Below are 15,997 nucleotides of genomic sequence, written 5' to 3'. Positions count from 1 at the left end.
TTTCGGTACCGGCGCCACCAATGCCGCCGGTACCGAAAAAGAGCCCGGCGGCTCCGCCGGCGCCGCCTGCGCCGCCGAACACGCCCCCGCTCCCGCCGGCTCCGCCGTTGCCGAACAGTCCACCGGCTCCACCGTTGCCACCGGGGGCCGCGGGCCTGCCCGTGCCGCCGGCTCCGCCGTTGCCGAACATCCCGCCGGCCCCGCCGTTCCCGCCGGCGGGATGGGCGGCGGTGCCCGACCCGCCGGCTCCGCCGTTGCCGATCAGCAGTCCGCCGGGCTGGCCGTCTGCCCCTGGCTCTCCGTTGGCCCCGTTACCAATCAGCGCGCGACCCAGCAGCAGCGTGGTGGGCGCATTGATGACGTCGAGAAACTGCTGCTCCAGCAGCTGCAACGGCGAGGCATTGGCGGCCTCGGTGAGGGCGTAATGCTCCGCGCTCGTGTCCAAGAGCTGGACAAATTGGCGATGAAACTCCGCTGCCTGAGCGCTCAGGGTCTGATACCCGGTGGCATGTTCCGCGAATACCGCGGCGATCGCCGCCGATACCTCGTCGGCACCCGCCGCCAGCACACCGGCCGTTGGGGTCGCGGCGGCTGCATTGGCCGCAATGACTGCCGAAGCGATATCTGCCAGATCCGAAGCAGCAACCGCCAGAAATTCCGGTGCCGCGACGACAAACGACATATGCCACCTCCCCAGAAGGTGTGGGCACCGATCGATGACTCTCGGAGGTCCGATCGATACGTCGGCAAGCCATCATGGTAGAGCCGTCGGGGTTCCTGATCGGGGGCTTTCATGACATTTGCCGGCCAGGCCTCGCCAGCCAACTGCTCGGCGACAGCGGGAAGACGAGAGACGCCTGCGCTTGTGCACAGCGGGGATTCCCGGCAATGTCGACAACGCGCCGGCCGTTGGCTTTCGCTCAGCGTTACGTCTTAGCGCGAGCAGCCGCAAAAGCCCCCGACACCCCGAGCGTGGCTGGGCTTTTGCGGCTGCTCGCGGTCACGCCAGAGTGGCCAGCTTGCCCGCCAGCCGCTCCACATAGGCGGCGACCTCGCGTTCGGAGCGATCCGGAAGGCCGAACAGCACCTCGGTCACCCCCAACTCGGCCCAGTGCGCCAGCTTCTCGGGCACCGGCTTGAAGTCCAGAGCCACGATCTGGGGAGCCCCGTCGCGGCCGGCGGCCGCCCAGGTGTCCTGCAGCAACCTCACCGGCTCGTCGATATCGACGTCGCGCGGCGTGGTGATCCAGCCGTCGGCGCTGCGCACAATCCATGCGAAGTTCTTCTCGGTCCCCGCGGCGCCCACCAGGATCGGAATGTGCGGCTGAACCGGCTTGGGCCAGGCCCAGCTTGGCCCGAACGTGACGAACTCGCCTTCGTAGGCGGCCTCCTCTTGGGTCCATAACGCCCGCATCGCTTCGAGGTATTCGCGCAACATGGTGCGGCGGCGGCTCGGCGGCACTCCATGGTCGGCGAGTTCGTCTGTGTTCCAGCCGAATCCCACGCCCAGGCTGACCCGCCCCTCGGATAGGTGGTCCAGCGTGGCAATGCTTTTCGCCAGCGTGATCGGGTCATGCTCGACGGGCAGTGCCACCGCGGTCGCCAGCCGGACCCGGGAGGTGACCGCTGATGCCGCGCCCAAACTCACCCACGGATCCAGCGTGCGCATATAACGGTCGTCGGGCAGTGACGCGTCGCCAGTTGTGGGATGAGCGGCTTTGCGTTTGACCGGGATGTGGGTGTGTTCGGGCACGTAGAAGGTACGGAAACCATGGTCGTCGGCCAGCTTCGCGGCTGCCGCCGGCGAGATGCCACGGTCGCTGGTGAAAAGGACAAGCCCATAATCCATGACCAGAATTAGAACGTGTTCTACCTCAGGCGGGCAAGCGATTCATCTGCGGATCGTCGGCTGCGGCGACGGGCCGCTATCCCGGCGCCAAGGACGCCACGGCGCGAACACCCGACCGTGCGCTAGCGTGGATGATCGAATTATGTCGCAGGGAGCAAGCGTCGCATGGCGGCAGGCGTCGCGACGGCATCGGAGGTAACAGGAGAAGCCATGACCTACTCGCCAGGTAGTCCCGGATATCCGCCCGCGCAATCGGCCGGCTCCTACGGCGGCGCCACCCCGTCTTTCGCCAAGACGAACGACGGCGTCAGCAAGTTCCCGATGTATCTGAGCATCGCTGTGGCCGCACTTGGGTTGCTGGCATACCTGCTCAGCTTCGGTCCGATGTTCACGGTCAGCTCAGAACTCGGGGGCGCCGGCAGCGAAGTTTCGGGCGACACGGGATTGGCTGTCGGCCTGGCTCTGCTGGCCGCGCTGCTTGCCGGGGCGAGCCTGCTTCCCAAAGCCAAGAGCTATGTGGCCATCGTGGCGGTGGTCTCGGTGCTGGGCGTGTTGCTGATGATCTCGGCGACTTTCAACAAGCCGAGCGCTTATGCAACCGGCTGGGCGTTGTGGATTGTCTTGGTGTGCATCGTGTTTCAGGCAGTTGCCGCAGTCGGTGCACTGCTGTTGGATGCGGGTGTCATTTCGGCGCCCACGCCGCGGCCAAAATTCGACGCCTACGGTCAGTACGGCCAGTACGGTCAGTACGGCCAGTACGGCGGTCAGCCCGGTGGGTATTACGGTCAACCGAGTGCACAGCAGCAGGCCGCGCCCAGCCCTCAGCAGCCATCCGGATATGGATCCCAATACGGCGGTTACTCGTCCAACGCCGGCTCCAACCCGTCGACCGGCGGATTCGCCGCCCCACAACCCGCACAGTCCGCGCCTCAGCCCATGCACCAGGGTCCATCCACCCCGCCCACCGGCTTCCCAAGCTTCGGTCCGCCGCCGCCGGTCAGCGCCGGAACGGGATCCCAGGCAGGTTCGGCGCCCGTCAACTACTCAAACCCGCCCGGGGGGCAGCAGTACGGGCAGGTGCCCGGCCAGCAGTCGTCGTCGCCTGGTTCGGCGCCGGTCTAACCGGGCGCTCTCGCGCTGAGTAGGCACGTGCGCGAAGAGTGAGAAGGGTGTCGGCAAGAAACGAGGACAACCGAGCGGCGGGTGCTCGCCAGACGCGTGACCTCGTCAAGGTTGCGTTCGCGCCTGCGGTCGTGGCGCTGGTCATCATCGCCGCCGTTACCCTGCTGCAGTTGCTGATCGCCAACAGCGACATGACGGGAGCGCTGGGCGCGATCGCCAGTATGTGGCTGGGCGTGCACCAGGTGCCGATCTCGATCGGCGGTCGTGAACTCGGCGTGATGCCGCTGCTGCCGGTTCTGCTAATGGTGTGGGGCACGGCGCGTACGACGGCCTCGGCCACCTCGCCCTACTCGTCGTGGCTCGTCGTGCGATGGGTTGTCGCGTCGGCGCTGGGCGGCCCGCTACTGATCGCGGCGATCGCCCTGGCGGTCATCCACGATGCCTCATCGGTCATCACCGAACTCCAGACGCCCAGCGCGCTGCGTGCGTTCGCCGGTGTGCTGGTGGTCCACGCCGTCGGCGCCGCAATCGGAGTGTGGTCCCGGGTGGGCAGACAGGTGTTGGCGGGCTCGCCGCTTCCGAATTGGCTGGGCGATTCGCTGCGCGCGGCCGCCGGCGGGGTGTTGGCGTTGCTGGGACTGTCCGGCTTGGTGACGGCTGGGTCGCTGGTTGTTCACTGGTCGAGCATGCAAGAGCTCTACGGGATCACCGATTCGATCTGGGGACAATTCAATCTCACGGTGCTCTCAGTGCTGTATGCACCCAACGTCATCGTCGGAGCCGCGGCGGTGACGGTCGGATCCAGTGCCCATATCGGCTTTGCCACGTTCAGCTCGTTCGCCGTTTTCGGCGGCGACATTCCGGCCGTACCGATCCTGGCCGCAGCGCCCACACCGCCGCTGGGTCCGGCCTGGGTTGCCTTGCTGATCATCGGAGCAGCGTCCGGTGTGGCGCTGGGGCAGCAATGCGCCCGCCGGCCGCTGCCGGTGCTGCCGGCAATGGCCAAGGTGCTGGTAGCGGCGCTTGCCGGGGCGTTGGTGATGGCGCTGCTCGGTTACGCGGGCGGGGGCAAGTTGGGCAACTTCGGTGCCGTCGGCGTCGACGAGGGCGCCTTGCTGATCGGTGCGTTCTTCTGGTTCACCGTGGTCGGCTGCCTCACGGTGGCGATGGCCGGCGGGATCACGCGTCGTCCGCGCGTGCCGAAACCACGGCCCGCCCCGCCGGTTGAGCCGGTCGAGGAAGAGTCCGCGATCGCGGTCGACGAGGGCGATCGGCCCAACGATGTCGTCGATGAGTCGCCGCAGCCCGAGGACGTCGGCGTTTCTGGCGACGACGGCGTGTCCTTAACAGGTGAATCCGAGTTGGACTCAGCCCCCGAACGCGACGATTAGCGGGCTGCATAGGCGCGCCGCCTGCTGCGGCGGCGCGGTGTTCCCGCACGAGCCTGAACTGATGTTGTCGTGTCTGCGTACAGCGCGCTGACACGCCGGGTGGTGGTAGCTATGGACGCAGGCGCGACGCACCAACACGGCGCGCCCGGCTCGGATATGGTGGGTCGCCAGACTAGGCGAGATTGTCTGGCTCCTGCTCCGGCCGCTGGCGCGCCCGGCTCGGATATGGTGGGCCGCCAGGCTCGGCCCGATTGTCTGGCTCCTCCTCCGGCCGCTGGCGCGCCCGGCTCGGATATGGTGGGCCGCCAGACTAGGCTCGCCGTGTGCATGAACCGCTCCGGGTACCCCCGAGTACACCGGCGCGGCTGGTAGTGCTGGCATCGGGCACGGGATCGCTGCTCAACGCGCTTCTGGAAGCCGCCGTGGGCGAGTATCCGGCGCGGGTCGTGGCCGTCGGTGTGGACCGCGACTGTCGGGCCACCGAGATCGCCGCGCAGGCTTCGGTGCCGTCCTTTCGGGTCCGGGTCGGCGACTATCCGAGCCGCGATGCCTGGGACGCGGCCATGACCGAAGCCACCGCCGCACACTCGCCCCATCTGGTGGTATCCGCGGGCTTTATGAGGATCCTTGGGCCGCAATTCCTTTCAAAATTCGGCGGCCGCGTCCTCAACACCCATCCCGCGCTGCTGCCGGCATTCCCGGGTGCTCACGGCGTGGCCGACGCGTTGTCTTACGGTGTGAAGGTCACCGGCTGTACGGTGCATCTGGTCGATGCTGGCGTGGATACCGGGCCGATACTGGCGCAGCAAGCAGTTCCGGTGCTCGACGGTGACGGCGAAGAGACATTGCACGAGCGCATCAAGGTCATTGAACGGCGACTCCTCGTCGACGTGGTGGCCGCGATTGCGACCGGCGGCCTGACCTGCATCGGACGAAAGGCGACCCTGGGATGAGCACAGTATGACCGGCGACGGCGTAAGGAAGCCGATCCGCCGCGCGTTGATCAGCGTCTACGACAAGACCGGGCTGGTCGAGCTGGCCCAAGGCCTGACCGCGGCCGGCATCGAGATCGTCTCGACCGGATCGACGGCGAAGACCATTGCGAGCAAAGGCATTCCGGTGACCCGCGTCGAGGAGCTCACCGGCTTTCCGGAGGTGCTCGACGGCCGGGTCAAGACCTTGCATCCGCGAGTGCACGCCGGCCTGCTGGCCGACCTGCGCAAGCCCGAGCATCAGGCCGCGCTGGACAAACTCGGCGTGGCCGCATTCGAACTGCTGGTGGTCAACCTGTATCCGTTCAGCCAAACCGTGGAATCCGGCGCCGGTGTCGACGAATGCGTGGAACAGATCGATATCGGCGGGCCCTCGATGATTCGGGCGGCGGCCAAGAATTTTCCCAGCGTGGCCGTGGTCACCGACCCGCTCGGATACGACGGCGTGCTGGCCGCGGTGCGCAGCGGCGGATTTAGTGTCGGCGAGCGTAAAAAGCTGGCGTCACTGGCATTTCAGCACACCGCCGAATACGACATCGCCGTGGCGAGCTGGATGCAGTCGACACTGGCCCCCGAGCATCCCGAAGCGGCTTTCCCGCATTGGTTCGCGCGCAACTGGCGCCGCGAGGCGATGCTGCGCTACGGCGAGAACCCGCACCAGCAGGCCGCTCTCTACACCGACCCCGGCGCCTGGCCCGGGCTGGCGCAAGCCGAGCAGCTGCACGGAAAAGAGATGTCCTACAACAACTTCACCGACGCGGATGCGGCCTGGCGGGCGGCCTTCGACCACGAGCAGATTTGCGTGGCGATCATCAAGCACGCCAATCCCTGCGGCATTGCCATCTCGTCGGTCTCCGTCGCCGACGCACATCGCAAGGCCCACGACTGCGACCCGCTGAGCGCCTACGGCGGCGTGATCGCGGCCAACACCGAGGTCAGCGTCGAGATGGCCGAGTACGTCAGCACCATCTTCACCGAAGTGATCGTCGCGCCCGCCTATGCACCCGGTGCCGTTGACGTGCTAGCGCGCAAGAAGAATGTGCGGGTGCTGCTGGCGCCCGAACCGCAGAACGGCGGCGCCGAATTGCGCCCGATCAGCGGGGGACTGCTGATGCAGCAGCGCGACCAGCTCGATGCACCCGGCGACAACCCGGCCAACTGGACCTTAGCCACCGGCGAGCCGGCCACCCCGGCGACGTTGACCGACTTGGTATTCGCCTGGCGAGCCTGCCGTGCTGTCAAGTCGAACGCGATCGTCATCGTCGCCGACGGTGCCACCGTCGGTGTCGGCATGGGCCAGGTCAATCGGGTCGATGCTGCGCGGCTGGCCGTTGAACGAGGTAATGCACGCGGCGGCGAGCGAGTGCGCGGCGCCGTCGCGGCATCGGATGCCTTCTTCCCGTTCCCCGACGGATTGCAGACGCTGGCCGCTGCCGGAGTCACAGCGATCGTGCATCCCGGAGGTTCGGTGCGCGATGACGAGGTCACCGACGCGGCGGCCGAAGCCGGGATCACGTTGTATCTCACCAGAGCACGCCACTTCGCCCACTGAGGTCCGCCAAGTACCGGGAAAGTGACAGTTCAAATCCAGTCTCGTCGCCAGAAGAAAGATGGCGTCGTAGCGTGGAGTGGTGACTTCACCGAGTAACCTGCCTCGCACCGTCGGCGAGCTACGTGCCTCCGGTCATCGCGAGCGGGGGATCAAGCAAGAAATCCGGGAAAATCTGCTGACCGCACTCGCCGAGGGCGAGAATGTTTGGCCCGGCATTCTGGGCTTTGAGGACACGGTATTGCCGCAAGTGGAGCGGGCTCTGATCGCTGGTCATGACTTCGTCCTGCTCGGCGAACGCGGCCAGGGCAAGACCCGGCTGCTGCGCGCGCTGACCGGATTGCTCGACGAGTGGACACCGGTGGTCGCCGGCGCCGAACTGGGTGAGCACCCCTACCGGCCGATCACCCCGGAGTCCCTCCGGCGGGCCGCACAGCTGCGCGACGACCTGCCGGTGGCGTGGAAGCACCGCAGTGAGCGCTACACCGAGAAGCTGGCCACCCCCGACACCAGCGTGGCCGACCTGGTCGGCGACATCGACCCGATCAAGGTCGCCGACGGACGCAGTCTCGGCGACCCCGAGACCATCGCCTACGGCCTGATCCCGCGGGCACATCGCGGCATCGTCGCGGTCAACGAACTGCCCGATCTGGCCGAGCGTATTCAGGTGTCGATGCTCAACGTCATGGAGGAGCGCGACATCCAGGTCCGCGGGTACACGCTACGGCTGCCTCTGGACGTCTTGGTGGTCGCCAGCGCCAACCCCGAGGACTACACCAACCGCGGTCGCATCATTACGCCGCTCAAAGACCGCTTCGGCGCCGAGATCCGCACCCACTACCCGCTGGAGCTGGACGCGGAAGTGGGTGTGATCGTGCAGGAGGCGCACCTGAGCGCCCAGGTACCCGACTATCTGATGCAGGTGATCGCGCGGTTCGCGCGGTATCTGCGGGAGTCCCATTCGATCGACCAACGGTCTGGAGTCTCGGCCCGGTTTGCGATCGCGGCCGCGGAAACGGTCGCGGCCTCGGCGCGTCATCGGGGCGCGGTGCTGGGCGAGACGGATCCGGTGGCGCGGGTGGTCGATTTGGGCACGGTGATCGACGTGTTGCGGGGCAAGCTGGAGTTCGAGTCCGGTGAAGAGGGCCGCGAACAGGCCGTGCTCGAGCATCTGTTGCGCCGCTCGACCGCCGACACCGCGTCTCGAGTGCTCGGCGGCATCGACGTCGGCCAACTGGTGACTGCCGTCGAGCGGGGTTCGGCCGTGACGACAGGCGAGCGGGTGTCGGCCAAGGACGTGCTGGCCGCGGTTCCGGGGCTGCCGGTCGTCGACAGGATCGCCAGAAAGCTGGGTGCGGAATCCGAGGGTGAGCGCGCCGCCGCGCTGGAACTCGCGTTGGAGGCGTTGTACCTTGCCAAGCGCATCGACAAGGTGTCCGGGGAAGGCCAAACCGTTTATGGCTAAGCCTTTTGGCGCGCACTCTTCGCGATATTCGGCGTATACCGGCGGGCCTGACCCGCTGGCCCCGCCGGTAGATTTGCGTGAGGCGCTGGAGCAGATCGGGCAAGACGTGATGGCCGGCACCTCGCCGCGCCGCGCGCTGTCCGAGCTGCTGCGCCGCGGCACCAAGTCCTTGCCGGGTGCCGACCGGTTGGCAGCCGAGGCGAATCAGCGCCGACGGGAGTTGTTGCGCCGCAACAATTTAGACGGCACCTTGCAAGAAATCAAGAGACTGCTCGACGAAGCGGTGCTGGCCGAACGCAAGGAGTTGGCCCGCGCGCTGGACGACGATGCCCGCTTCGGTGAACTCCAGCTGGACGCGCTGCCACCGTCACCGGCCAAGGCCGTGCAGGAGCTGTCCGAATACCGCTGGCGCAGCGGTGAGGCTCGCGAAAAGTACGAGCAGATCAAGGATCTGCTGGGCCGCGAGTTGCTGGACCAACGTTTCGCGGGGATGAAGCAGGCGCTGGAGGGTGCCACCGACGAGGACCGCCGCCGCGTCAACGAGATGCTGGACGACCTCAACGGCCTGCTGGACAAGCACGCCCGCGGTGAAGACACCCAGCATGACTTCCAGGACTTCATGGACAAGCACGGTGAGTTTTTCCCCGAGAACCCGCGCAATGTCGAGGAGTTGCTGGACTCGCTGGCCAAGCGCGCCGCCGCCGCACAGCGGTTCCGTAACAGCCTGAGCCAGCAGCAGCGAGACGAGCTGGATGCGTTGGCGCAGCAGGCATTCGGGTCGCCCTCGCTGATGCAGGCGCTGAGCCGGCTCGATGCCCATCTGCAAGCCGCGCGCCCGGGTGAGGATTGGACCGGATCCCAGCAGTTCTCCGGCGACAACCCGTTCGGCATGGGGGAGGGCGCGCAGGCGCTGGCCGATATCGGCGAGCTGGAGCAGCTGGCCGAGCAGTTGTCGCAAAGCTATCCGGGCGCCACGATGGACGACGTCGACCTCGATGCACTGGCCCGCCAGCTCGGCGATCAGGCCGCCATCGACGCCCGGACGCTCGCCGAATTGGAACGCGCACTGGTCAACCAGGGTTTCCTGGACCGTGGTTCCGACGGCCAGTGGCGACTGTCGCCCAAGGCTATGCGCAGGCTGGGTGAGACCGCGTTACGTGATGTGGTGCAACAGCTTTCCGCACGTCGTGGGGAGCGTGATCACCGGCGCGCCGGTGCCGCCGGTGAGCTGACCGGTGCGACCAGGCCGTGGCAGTTCGGTGACACCGAGCCGTGGAACATCTCCCGGACCTTGACCAATGCGGTGCTGCGCCAGGCCGGAACGGCGAGCCGGCACGACTCGGGCATTCGGATCACCGTCGACGACGTCGAGGTGTCCGAGACGGAAACGCGTACCCAGGCCGCGGTTGCGTTGCTGGTGGACACGTCATTTTCGATGGTGATGGAGAATCGCTGGCTGCCGATGAAGCGAACGGCGCTCGCGCTCAACCACCTGGTGTGCACACGCTTTCGCTCAGATGCCTTGCAGATCATCGCATTTGGTCGCTACGCCCGGACGGTGACTGCTGCCGAGCTGACGGGTTTGGAGGGTGTCTATGAGCAGGGCACCAACCTGCATCACGCGCTCGCGCTGGCCGGACGGCATCTCAGACGCCACCCCAACGCGCAGCCGGTGGTGCTGGTGGTCACCGACGGCGAGCCGACCGCCCACCTGGAGGACATCAGCGGCGACGGATCTTCGGTCTTTTTTGACTACCCGCCGCATCCGCGGACCATTGCCCACACGGTACGGGGTTTCGACGACATGGCCCGGTTGGGTGCGCAGGTCACCATTTTCCGGCTGGGTAGTGATCTCGGCCTGGCCCGGTTCATAGACCAGGTCGCGCGTCGGGTCGAGGGCAGAGTTGTGGTCCCCGATCTCGACGGGCTGGGGGCGGCAGTAGTGGGCGACTACCTGCGGTCGCGGCGGCGCAGGTAGGTGGCAACGCCGTGGGCAAGAGGTTGTCCCGGGTCTCGTAGAAATTGAGGTGACGGTCCCCCGCTCGTGACCTGCCGGTGCGGTGGGTGTCGGGCGTTCCGCCAAGAACACCACCAAAGAAGGGGACCACCATGAAGGACAGTACTCAGAACCGGGCTGTGGACGCGACCATGGTCGCGGTTCCAAGAGCACGTCGGTGTGGCGATGGCCGAGATAGCTGCAAACATGCAGGAGGGGTTGCTGGCGGTGGCCGTCGGTGCCGGGTTGCAGGTGTTGCAGGCCCTGATGGAGGCCGACGTGACCGGCCAAGCCGGGCCGAAGGGCAAGCATGATCCGGCACGGACTGCGGTGCGCCACGGCCGCGAGGACGGCTCAGTGACGCTGGGTGGGCGGCGCGTGCTGGTGTAGCGGCCGCGGGTACGGGCGGCCGACGGGTCCGGTGAGCTGCCGGTGGCCACCTACGAGCTGTTTTCCTCCACCGAGGTGTTGGGGCGGATGGCGATGGAGAAAGATTGTGCTCCTGGCTGGCCGGGGCAACCGGCTACTGCCACATCAGCCGCACTGGCCTTTGGGTGAGCGTGTTGGTTGTGCCCACCTAAATAGCGACAAACCCTGCACTACTTGGCTTCTCGCTGCGAGGCGGCCAAGTCGCGTACCGACATTATCTTGGGCTCCTGGCGGACGTGATTGCGAACCAACCGAGTCGCCAACTCAGGGCAACGCACTCCACGAAAGTGGGCGTGAGCATTGGAATATCGGCATTCCGGGTGCCAGACCATGAGTTGCCTTGGTCAACCGCGAGCTTCGGCTTGGGCAATGGCCCAGGCCGCATTGACCAGCCCGATGTGACTGAACGCCTGCGGGAAGTTGCCCAACATCTCGCCGGTGCCGGGGTCGACCTCTTCGGAGAGAAGTCCTACGTCGTTGCTGTAACTGATAGCGCGCTCGAACACTTCGCGCGCCCGGTCTAGCTGGCCGGAGGCTGCCAGGGCTTGGGCCAGCCAGAATGTGCACAGCAGAAACGTGCCCTCTTGTCCGGTCAGGCCGTCGGCATTGGCGTCGACGCTGGTGCGATACCGATAGACCAAGCCGCGCGCGTCGACGAGCTGACCGGCGATAGCGTCGATGGTGGCCAGCACTCGAGAGTCGTTGGCGGGCAAGAATCCGACCAGCGGAATCATCAGCGCTGAAGCGTCGAGGTCGTCGCTTTCGAATGCCTGGGTAAACGCGTTGGCCGCGTCGCTCCACCCGCGGGTGAGGATCTGCTGCCGGACGTCATCGGCAGCTTTACGCCAGCCGTCGACCCTGTCCCCGGCGCCGAGTGCATCGACCATGGCGATGGCGCGGTCGAGCGCGACCCAGCACATCAGCTTGGAGTAGAGGAAGTGCTGCGGCTCGCCACGCACTTCCCAGATACCCGAATCACGTTGCTGCCAAAGACGTGCGGCGGCATCGGCGGAGCCGATGAGGAACTCGCGTCCCGCGGCGGCGCAGGGACGGTCCGGGTGCAGCTGTTTGGCCAGGCGGTGTGCCGCGCCCAGCAGCTCGCCGTACACGTCGATCTGGCTTTGCCCCCACGCGCCGTTGCCGACCCGTACCGGGCGGCTATCGCGCCAACCGCGGAGATGCCCGAGCTCACGTTCGGACAGATCATGTTCGCCACCTATGCCGAACATGATCTGAAGGGGCTCGTTGGCGCCTAGTTGGCCGGCGGAGCTGACCGCCAGGTAGTCGAAGAACTGCTCCGCCTCGTCTGGACACGCGGCTACCCAGAGGGCTTCCAGGGTGAGGCTGGCGTCCCTTACCCATGAATAACGGTAATCCCAGTTGCGTTCTCCCCCAATCTCTTCCGGTAGAGATGTCGTCGGGGCGGCCACCACTGCCCACGTGGGTTGGTAGGTCAATGCCTGCAGAACTCTGCCGCTGTGATGCACCAGATCGCGCCACGGTCCGTCATAGCTCTGATGGATCTTCGACCACAATCGCCACGCGTCGATTGTCGCCGTGAGCGCGGCTTCGAGCTCGGCGGGCGACATCGCTTCAGGACTTGCCTCGGAGGTGGTGCGGTGAAGCAATCCGAGGGACATCCGCTCACCCTCGCGCATCCGGAATCGCCCGCTGGCATCGGAATCGGTAATCCTCAGGGGCACAGGGCAACACAGCAGCAGGATGTCGGCGCCGCCGCGGATCAAGATGCAGCCGTCGGCGGCAGACACCAACGGGGTGACCACCCCGTACTCCGGACGCGCCGAGAATTCGATGCTCACGTCGACCTCGCCCGCGGTACAGGCCAGCGACCGCACTAGCAGCCGAGGGGCGGCCGCGCCCAACTGATGCGGGTCATCCACGTATCCGGTGGCAAGCGCATCGCATAGCACCAACGTGCCGGCGCCGCTGGTGAACGTCGTCTCGAGCACCATGGTCTGGTCGACGTAACGGCGTTTGACGTCCGCGGCGGGATCGGTGGGGTGCACCGAGAAAAACCCGGCGTCCGCGTCGAGCAGCCTGGCGAATACCGATGGCGAGTCGAACCGGGGCAAGCAGAGCCAGTCGACTGAACCGCTGCGACTGACCAGTGCTGCCGTATGCCGATCAGAGAGCAGGGCGTAGTCGGCGATTGGTGTGGTGCTCACCGGGTGCCTCCTAGGTGCCGCGTAGTTCCCGCTTGCCTACCACACAGTTGGCCGTGTCGTCGCCATGCTAGTGGTGCGGCTTCTGGAGTGCGGGTGCGCACTCTCGTAGTGTCGTCGCGGCGGCCGCGATCCGCGGCCTTTCCGTTACCGCCGGTTTCGGCGCATCGGCACGACGGGAACCGTTGTTCGTCAACGCAAACGGGCCGCAACCTGACCTGGCAGCTGCCAATCACAACTTTGCCGTCGATATCGCGCATGCACACCGAGGAGGAGGGTATCCCGTTTGGGGCAATCAGGATGGCGGCTGCCCGCCGATTGCCGAGCCGATTCATCAGTAGCACTGGACCCGAGGAGATCGATATGACTGCGCACCGAAGCATCAATGGCTGGCCCAGCTTGCGCGTCGACGACTGGACGCTGACCCGGGAAACGCTGCATATGTGGACTCAGATCGTCGGCAAGATCCGGCTCGCTCATGCCCCGATGGTCAACCACTGGTGGCAGGTGACGTTGTACGTTACCCCACGCGGATTGACGACGTCCGCAGTCCCTTATGGGAACGAGTTCTTCGATATCGAATTCGACTTCATCGACCATCAGTTGGTGATCCGCAGCAGCGCCGGTGCCACCCGTACCGTCCGACTGGAACCGAAATCCGTCGCCGATTTCTACGCCGAAACCATGCAGGCAATGGCCGAATTGGGCTTCCCCACCTGCATCCAGCCACACCCGAATGAGGTCGACCCGGCACTTGGGTTCGCCGAGGACGTCGAGCACGCCTCGTATGACCTGGACGCGGTAAACCTGTTCTGGCGCCAACTGATTCAGGCTCATCGGGTGTTGAGTCGGTTCCGGTCCCGGTTCGTCGGAAAGGTGAGTCCGGTACATTTTTTCTGGGGTGCAATGGATATCGCGTGTACCAGATTTTCCGGCCGTGGCGCACCACGCCATCCTGGCGGCGCCCCTAACTTGGGTGATTGGGTTATGGCGGAAGGATATTCGCGGGAACTGAGCAGCTGCGGGTTTTGGCCCGGCGGTGGTGCTGAGGGCGCCTTCTATGCCTACGCCTACCCCGAACCCGACGGTTTCGCCGGTCACGTCGTCAATCCCGAGCAGGCCTACTACAGCAAGGACCACGGCGAGTACCTACTGCCCTACGAAATCGTGCGCCAGGCAGCCGACCCGGATCAGGTACTTCTGGAATTCTTACAGGACACGTATGAAGCGGTGGCCACCAGAGCTGAGTGGGATAGCGCACTCCTGGAAGAAGACCCGGATCGGTGGAAGCAACACGAAACGCGTTCCTGACGAACGCCTTTCATCGTAAGCGGCACGGGCTCGGCCACCGTTCAACCCGTACCGGTGTGGCTGCGATACCGTTCGGTCTCGACCGCAACGCCAGTCGCTGATGTCAGCCCAAGAGCGGCAACCCGTTTCGACGTAGCGCAGAAGAGACATCCCGCTGGACCTCCGCAGCTGCGTCTGCCACATCCGCTTGAACTTCGGCGGCCGCGTGCGTCGCGTCCTGTGCGACGCCCGTCGCGGCCCGCGCCAGCGCCTGTATTGCTGTGGCGTCATCGGGTAGTGCTGCGGCCGCCATCGGCACCCGGGCCATTTCGCCTAACAAGCCCCCGAGCACCTGGTCGCGCTTCAACTCCGCTAACGACGACGGGCGCGTGATGGGACGCCGCGGTCCCTGCACGGGCGGCTTCGCGTTGCGCTGCCGGTGCAGCGTCGCGCGGGATTTTTTAGTCAGCCGACACGCGGCCACCACACCCACCAGCGGTTCCAACTCGTTCACAGCGCCGCCCATCAAGGGGGTCTGCGGTGCCTGCTGCCAGATCAAGAAACGACGGACAGTGCGCTACGTCGATTTGCCCGTCTACGGGCAGCCGATGCGTGTGGCGTGGTGCAAGCACCGTCTGATCTGTCGGCGACCTGACTGTGCGGGGGGACAGTTGGACCAGTTTCGGCCATCGCATTGCGGCTAAGAAATGCCTTCAGGCGACCCGCTGCACCAGATGAGCGACGATGCAGGTCAGAACAGGCCGCGGGGTCGCCGATGTCGCCGGAGAGCTGTCCTGCGATTGGCACACCGTCAACGACGCGGTCATGACCTACGGTCGGGCGCCCCTGGCAGCGGACCGGCGCCGCCGGAACGCCACGACCGCGGTCGGCTTGGACGAGACCCCGGCGGGGCCGCTCGTATGCGACCACCATCGCCGACGTCGCCAACCACCAGATCATCGAAATCCTGCTCACCCGAAGCTATGTCGATGTCGCGGGTTGGATCGACCAACGACCCCTGGCGCGGGAACACCGCGTTCGCTTCGGTGCCCTGGACATGTCGGCGACCTATGCCGCGGTCTACCCGGTGATGTTGCTCCGCACGCAGCAGGTTGTGGCCCCCTTCGACTTCGTGCGACTGGCCAACCGGGCACCCGACGAGATTCGACGACGCGGGCAACGTGAACACAAATGCCACCGTGGGCGACGTCGCGACACGCTCAACCGGGCCGCGTCCTGCTGACCGGCGAGGAACGCCTCGACGCCACGGTCGCCCACCGCCTGACATCACTACTGCACCTGGGCGACTCGCACGGCGAAGTCGCCCTTGACTACCACGTCAAGGAACGACTCCGCGGGTTCTATCGCCACACCGACATCGACGCCGCCCGCACGATGCTCTCCGAGCTGATCGAGCACGCTTCACCACCTTCGACAGCTACCGCATCCGGGCACTGCTCTACGCCGGCAGACCCAACTGGAGAGTCCTGGCATCCATCGTCGTCAAATGAACACCGCACCCCGGCAAGATCCGAAGCGCACGTTCAGGGTTCGGGCCTTTCTTTGGGGCCTCCGGTTGGGGTGGCGTGGGGTATGGCGACGCCTGTCGTTTGCCATGAGCTTGGGACCAGTGTGACCTGATTTTTGCCAGGGTGATGGGACCACCTGGATTGCCAGTTATGGGACCACCGGCGCGTTGCGTCGGTGGTCTCTTCGTTTGCCCGTTCGATC

The 15,997-nt window shown here is 66.0% G+C and carries 12 protein-coding genes and 2 pseudogenes; 9 read left to right on the top strand and 5 right to left on the bottom strand.

Annotated elements, in window-relative coordinates:
• Together EET13_RS22860 and EET13_RS22855 are read right to left on the bottom strand one after the other, a co-directional pair.
• Positions 1–682: PE family protein (locus EET13_RS22860; protein ID WP_136623230.1), on the bottom strand; the 682-nt coding region annotated here is incomplete at its 3' end.
• Positions 683–1,000: 318 nt separating this feature from the next.
• A complete protein-coding gene (locus EET13_RS22855) occupies positions 1,001–1,849 on the bottom strand; it encodes an LLM class F420-dependent oxidoreductase (RefSeq protein WP_122444406.1) in 849 nt (282 codons plus the stop codon).
• Between the two features lie 210 nt (positions 1,850–2,059).
• On the opposite strand from EET13_RS22855, the gene EET13_RS22850 reads away from it, so the two are divergent.
• The 7 genes and pseudogenes from EET13_RS22850 to EET13_RS22820 all read left to right on the top strand — a co-directional run.
• Entirely contained in the window at positions 2,060–2,971 is a 912-nt protein-coding gene (locus EET13_RS22850) for a DUF5336 domain-containing protein (protein WP_122444405.1), read from the top strand.
• Positions 2,972–3,009: 38 nt separating this feature from the next.
• The gene (locus tag EET13_RS22845; RefSeq protein ID WP_425294266.1) at positions 3,010–4,362 is read left to right on the top strand and encodes a cell division protein PerM; all 1,353 of its coding nucleotides are present in this window, start codon (positions 3,010–3,012) and stop codon (positions 4,360–4,362) included.
• Positions 4,363–4,685: 323 nt separating this feature from the next.
• Positions 4,686–5,315, top strand: coding sequence for a phosphoribosylglycinamide formyltransferase (gene purN, locus EET13_RS22840; RefSeq protein WP_122444404.1), 630 nt, complete (start codon positions 4,686–4,688; stop codon positions 5,313–5,315).
• A 7-nt stretch (positions 5,316–5,322) separates the two neighbouring features.
• Entirely contained in the window at positions 5,323–6,906 is a 1,584-nt protein-coding gene (purH, locus tag EET13_RS22835) for a bifunctional phosphoribosylaminoimidazolecarboxamide formyltransferase/IMP cyclohydrolase (RefSeq protein ID WP_122444403.1), read from the top strand.
• Positions 6,907–6,982: 76 nt separating this feature from the next.
• Positions 6,983–8,368, top strand: a complete 1,386-nt coding sequence (locus tag EET13_RS22830; RefSeq protein ID WP_122444402.1) for a sigma 54-interacting transcriptional regulator — start codon at positions 6,983–6,985, stop codon at positions 8,366–8,368.
• Positions 8,361–10,346 (top strand): vWA domain-containing protein, encoded by a 1,986-nt coding sequence (locus tag EET13_RS22825; RefSeq protein ID WP_122444401.1) that lies wholly within the window; start codon positions 8,361–8,363, stop codon positions 10,344–10,346. Before EET13_RS22830 ends, EET13_RS22825 begins: the two co-directional genes overlap by 8 nt.
• A gap of 82 nt (positions 10,347–10,428) precedes the next feature.
• Positions 10,429–10,856: pseudogene (locus tag EET13_RS22820) on the top strand (IS256 family transposase); the annotation flags it as partial.
• A gap of 281 nt (positions 10,857–11,137) precedes the next feature.
• Here EET13_RS22820 and EET13_RS22815 read toward each other — a convergent pair.
• Positions 11,138–12,979 (bottom strand): glycoside hydrolase family 15 protein, encoded by a 1,842-nt coding sequence (locus EET13_RS22815; RefSeq protein ID WP_122444400.1) that lies wholly within the window; start codon positions 12,977–12,979, stop codon positions 11,138–11,140.
• Positions 12,980–13,339: 360 nt separating this feature from the next.
• Here EET13_RS22815 and EET13_RS22810 point away from each other — a divergent pair, with 360 nt between their 5' ends.
• Positions 13,340–14,287 carry a DUF5996 family protein gene (locus tag EET13_RS22810; protein ID WP_122444407.1) on the top strand — a complete coding sequence of 316 codons (948 nt, stop codon included), beginning with the start codon at positions 13,340–13,342 and terminating at the stop codon, positions 14,285–14,287.
• A gap of 103 nt (positions 14,288–14,390) precedes the next feature.
• On the opposite strand, the gene EET13_RS22805 is transcribed toward EET13_RS22810, so the two are convergent.
• The gene (locus tag EET13_RS22805; protein WP_122444399.1) at positions 14,391–14,825 is read right to left on the bottom strand and encodes a hypothetical protein; all 435 of its coding nucleotides are present in this window, start codon (positions 14,823–14,825) and stop codon (positions 14,391–14,393) included.
• 357 nt (positions 14,826–15,182) lie between these two features.
• Between EET13_RS22805 and EET13_RS22800 the strand changes: the two are divergent.
• Positions 15,183–15,509 (top strand): annotated as a pseudogene (locus EET13_RS22800) (transposase); the annotation flags it as partial.
• 47 nt (positions 15,510–15,556) lie between these two features.
• Here the strand turns inward: EET13_RS22800 and EET13_RS32430 are convergent.
• On the bottom strand, positions 15,557–15,685 hold the full coding sequence (locus EET13_RS32430; protein WP_280177744.1) for a hypothetical protein: 129 nt from the start codon (positions 15,683–15,685) through the stop codon (positions 15,557–15,559).
• Positions 15,686–15,997: the final 312 nt, after the last annotated feature.

The sequence above is a fragment of the Mycobacterium attenuatum genome (genome assembly GCF_900566085.1).
GTDB classification, from domain to species: Bacteria; Actinomycetota; Actinomycetes; order Mycobacteriales; family Mycobacteriaceae; genus Mycobacterium; species Mycobacterium attenuatum.
The sequence above is the reverse complement of the archived record's forward strand: the minus strand, read 5'-3'. Positions and strand labels throughout refer to the sequence as shown.